Source organism: Terrisporobacter muris (assembly GCF_024621905.1).
In the GTDB taxonomy this organism is placed as follows: Bacteria; Bacillota; Clostridia; order Peptostreptococcales; family Peptostreptococcaceae; genus Terrisporobacter; species Terrisporobacter muris.
In genome coordinates this window covers 1-3,699 of the sequence record NZ_JANKBY010000338.1, presented here as the reverse complement: position 1 = coordinate 3,699, position 3,699 = coordinate 1, and the positions used below count along the sequence as shown (strand labels likewise).

5 protein-coding genes are annotated in these 3,699 nt (G+C 28.3%); 4 read left to right on the top strand and 1 reads right to left on the bottom strand.

Annotated features, from left to right (window positions below):
• Together NSA58_RS17315 and NSA58_RS17310 are read left to right on the top strand one after the other, a co-directional pair.
• Positions 1-538: MATE family efflux transporter (locus NSA58_RS17315; protein ID WP_257560741.1), on the top strand; the 538-nt coding region annotated here is incomplete at its 5' end.
• Positions 539-706 carry a hypothetical protein gene (locus tag NSA58_RS17310; RefSeq protein ID WP_257560740.1) on the top strand — a complete coding sequence of 56 codons (168 nt, stop codon included), beginning with the start codon at positions 539-541 and terminating at the stop codon, positions 704-706.
• A 244-nt stretch (positions 707-950) separates the two neighbouring features.
• On the opposite strand, the gene NSA58_RS17305 is transcribed toward NSA58_RS17310, so the two are convergent.
• A complete protein-coding gene (locus NSA58_RS17305) occupies positions 951-1,178 on the bottom strand; it encodes a hypothetical protein (RefSeq protein WP_039680984.1) in 228 nt (75 codons plus the stop codon).
• A 150-nt stretch (positions 1,179-1,328) separates the two neighbouring features.
• On the opposite strand from NSA58_RS17305, the gene NSA58_RS17300 reads away from it, so the two are divergent.
• Together NSA58_RS17300 and NSA58_RS17295 are read left to right on the top strand one after the other, a co-directional pair.
• Positions 1,329-2,252, top strand: a complete 924-nt coding sequence (locus NSA58_RS17300; RefSeq protein WP_074429437.1) for an exonuclease domain-containing protein — start codon at positions 1,329-1,331, stop codon at positions 2,250-2,252.
• A gap of 234 nt (positions 2,253-2,486) precedes the next feature.
• Positions 2,487-3,699: SulP family inorganic anion transporter (locus NSA58_RS17295; protein WP_257560739.1), on the top strand; the 1,213-nt coding region annotated here is incomplete at its 3' end.

The following is a 3,699-nucleotide window of genomic DNA, read 5'->3' as shown; positions in this document are numbered from 1 at the left end:
TCTATCAAACTTAAAATTAAAACTTAAAAATATAAGACTAAATAATAAATTAATAAAATTAATATTAGCCATAGCAATGACACCATTTTTTATGGAGATAGCAGCAGGTTCTATACATTTAGTTACAAATAAGATATTAAAAATTTATGGTGGAGATTTATCCATAGGCGCAATGACAACAGTTACATCAATATCATTAATGTTTTTAATGCCTATATTTGGTCTAAGCCAAGGTATGCAAACAATTATTGCTTATAATTATGGAGCAAAGCAACGAAAGAGAGCTAGACAAACTTTGTTTCTGGGAATTTTATATGGAACAATAATTTTAACCATAGGATTTATTCTAATTAAGTTATTCCCAGAAGTTTTTGTAGGTATATTTACTAAGGATGAAACTTTAATGGTGATGGCTTTTGAGGGGATAAGCATAAATTTAATAACTCTACTTATTGTAGGAGTGTCAGCACTTGGATCAGTTTATTTCCAATCAGTAGGAGAAGCTAAGAAGTCAATATTCTTAAGTTTATTAAGATAAGTGATTATTTTAATACCAGTAATAATTATAATTCCGAAGGTTTATGGATTAAAAGGTGGATGGACATCTCAGCCAATAGCAGATTTCCTTGCCATGTTTATAGTTGGGTTATTTTTATATAAAGAATTTAAAAAAGATAAAATGAATTCAGAAGAATTATATGCATAGAAAAAAGACAAAGTTAATAATTTTAACTTTGTCTTTTATATTGAAGGAACTTATAATTTATCTGGTTTGTGGGGAAATTATAAATTCCAACATTGTGACTTGAGCAACGGGCGAAGCCGTTGGCGACATAAAGTGTAGCGCCCACGCAGTGGCTTAAAATGTTTCGCCGACACGTCGCTCAAGCGAAGCGAATTTTTATGTACTAATAAATTATATTAAGGTTATGTAAAATTAAATACTTTAATTATATAATATTAAACGTATATCTTACTTTTCTTGGCAAATCTAATATATATTCTACTGAGCCATCAGGAAAAGTATTCTTTTCATATTTTGGTATATTTCCACCAATCCATTCTGAAATAGTTTTTTCAATATTGTCAGTTTTCACTTCGCAGAAAAAATTATCATCAAAAACATATATGCCAGCACAAGGATTATAGATTTCTCTAGAAACTTCGTATTCTATCAAAAATTTACCCCCCTTTATTAATAATAGAAATTTTTATAGTTATTACTTAATTCGACAAAATCAAGAAGTGTCCTTTTATAAAGTGATAAATTATAATAATAAGTTTAATATGATATAATGAGTATCAGAAAAATTTTTATGGAGGGCTATATGAATTTTATTGCCATAGATTTTGAAACAGCAAATGAAAAAAGAGCTTCTGCATGTTCTTTAGGTATTACTGTTGTAAAAAATAACAAAATAATAGAAGAAAAATACTGGCTAATTAAGCCAAGGCCATTTAGGTTTGAATCAAGAAATATAATTATTCATGGAATTAGAGAAGAAGATGTAATTAATGAAAAAGAATTTGATGAGTTATGGGAAGAAATAAAACCTTACTTAGAAAATAATTTGGTCATAGCCCATAATGCATCTTTTGACTTTTCTGTGCTTAGAAATACACTAGATCTTTATAATTTAGAGTATCCCAAATTAGATTATGCATGTACCTTAGTAGCCTCGAAATTATTTTATAAATATTTAAATAATCATAAGTTAAATACCGTTAATAGACATTTAGGATATAAATTTAATCACCATCATGCCAGTGCAGATGCTACTGCTGCAGCTAATATTTTTATAAATATTTCTGAAGAATTAAAATTGAATAGTATGGAAGATATAGCTGATATTGTAGGATTTAAGCTGGGATATATAGCTGACAATACTTATTCACCATGTAAAAAAATAAGAGAAGGCATTGTTTCAAAAAGATACAAGGATTATGAATGCGATAATAATGAAATTTCATTAGAAACTGATTATTTCAAAGATAAAGTAGTTGTATTTACAGGAGCACTCCATTCTATGAGTAGGGCTGAAGCAACTAAGCTTATTAATGATTTGGGAGGTATAACAAGGAATTCTGTAACCAAAAGAACTAATATTTTAATTACAAATGCTAAGGATATAGAAAATTTAAGTCCAAATCAAATGAGTAATAAGCTAAGAACGGCAGTTAATTATATGAATCAAGGTCAAGATTTAATAATTATAGATGAAGAAAAATTTGAAGAATTACTAAGAACATAAAAATCATATAAAAGAGAGACTTTGAGCAAAACTATTTATGAATATTTCCTATATAAGTGGTATAAGGCTCGTAAATTCTTTGTTAGTAGATATCTATATAGTTATAATAAATATATATTGTTGACAATATAAATGAAAAAAAAATTTTATTGTTAACAATATTTTTTTGATTTTATTATTTTCTAAGAGTATTATACAAAAGGACAAAGTTTTAGGGGGAGGAAATATAATAAAATGTCGCCAAAGTTATTAACAATGTTTAGAAATGATGAAATAAGTAGTGAAAAAATAAAAAAAGATATAATAGCTGGATTTATAGTAGCAATAATAGCGCTGCCACTATCCATAGCTCTAGCTATATCATCAGGAGTATCACCAGAAAAAGGTCTTATTACTGCTATATTTGCTGGATTTATTATATCTTTTTTAGGTGGTAGTAAGGTACAAATAGGAGGTCCTACAGGGGCTTTTGTAGTAATAGTCTATGGTATTGTAAAAAATCACGGTATTGATGGGCTTATTATTGCAACAATAATGTCAGGAATAATATTGGTTATTATGGGTATGTTGAAACTAGGGAATCTGATAAAATACGTGCCTCATACAGTAACAGTAGGGTTTACAAGCGGTATAGCAGTTACTTTGCTTATAACACAAATAAAGGATTTATTAGGTTTAGATATAAATGACGTTCCTGCAGAAGCTTTACATAAAATAGTAGCTTATATAGAAAATATAAATAGTTTTCATATAATTACATTTTTAATAGGAATTGTATGTATATTGATAATGATTTATTGGCCAAAAGTAAATAAAAGTGTACCAGCATCTATAGTTGCTTTAGTATTTGCAACATTAGTTGTAAAAACATTTCGTTTAAATGTTGATACAATTGGAAGTTTATATTCTGATATATCATCAACTATACCAATGCCAATCATACCGAAAATTAGTATGGATAAAATAATTTTACTTATTCAGCCAGCCATAACCATAGCAGTTTTGGCCTCAATTGAATCACTACTATCTTGTGTTGTTGCAGATAAAATGATAGGTGATAAACATGACTCAAATAGTGAACTTGTGGCACAAGGAATTGGAAATATTGTATCAGCTTTGTTTGGAGGTATACCAGCAACAGGTGCTATAGCAAGAACAGCTGCAAATGTGAGAAATGGAGGAAGAAGTCCCATATCAGGAATGGTACATGCCATAACACTTCTTTTAATTATGATACTATTAATGCCACTAGCAAAAATGATTCCAATGACAGTTTTATCTGCCATATTAATAATAGTTTCTTATAACATGGGTGAGTGGAAAGAAATGAAGGAAATGATGAACTTACCTAAAATAGAAGTAATCGTTCTTTTAGCTACATTTATACTAACAATAGTATTTGATTTAGTTGTAGCTATACTAGTTGGTATGAGTATACATTTAATTT

Excerpts from the sequence above, each read along its gene's own strand:
- NSA58_RS17300 (WP_074429437.1), top strand. The coding sequence starts at position 1,329 with ATGAATTTTATTGCCATAGATTTTGAAACAGCAAATGAAAAAAGAGCT.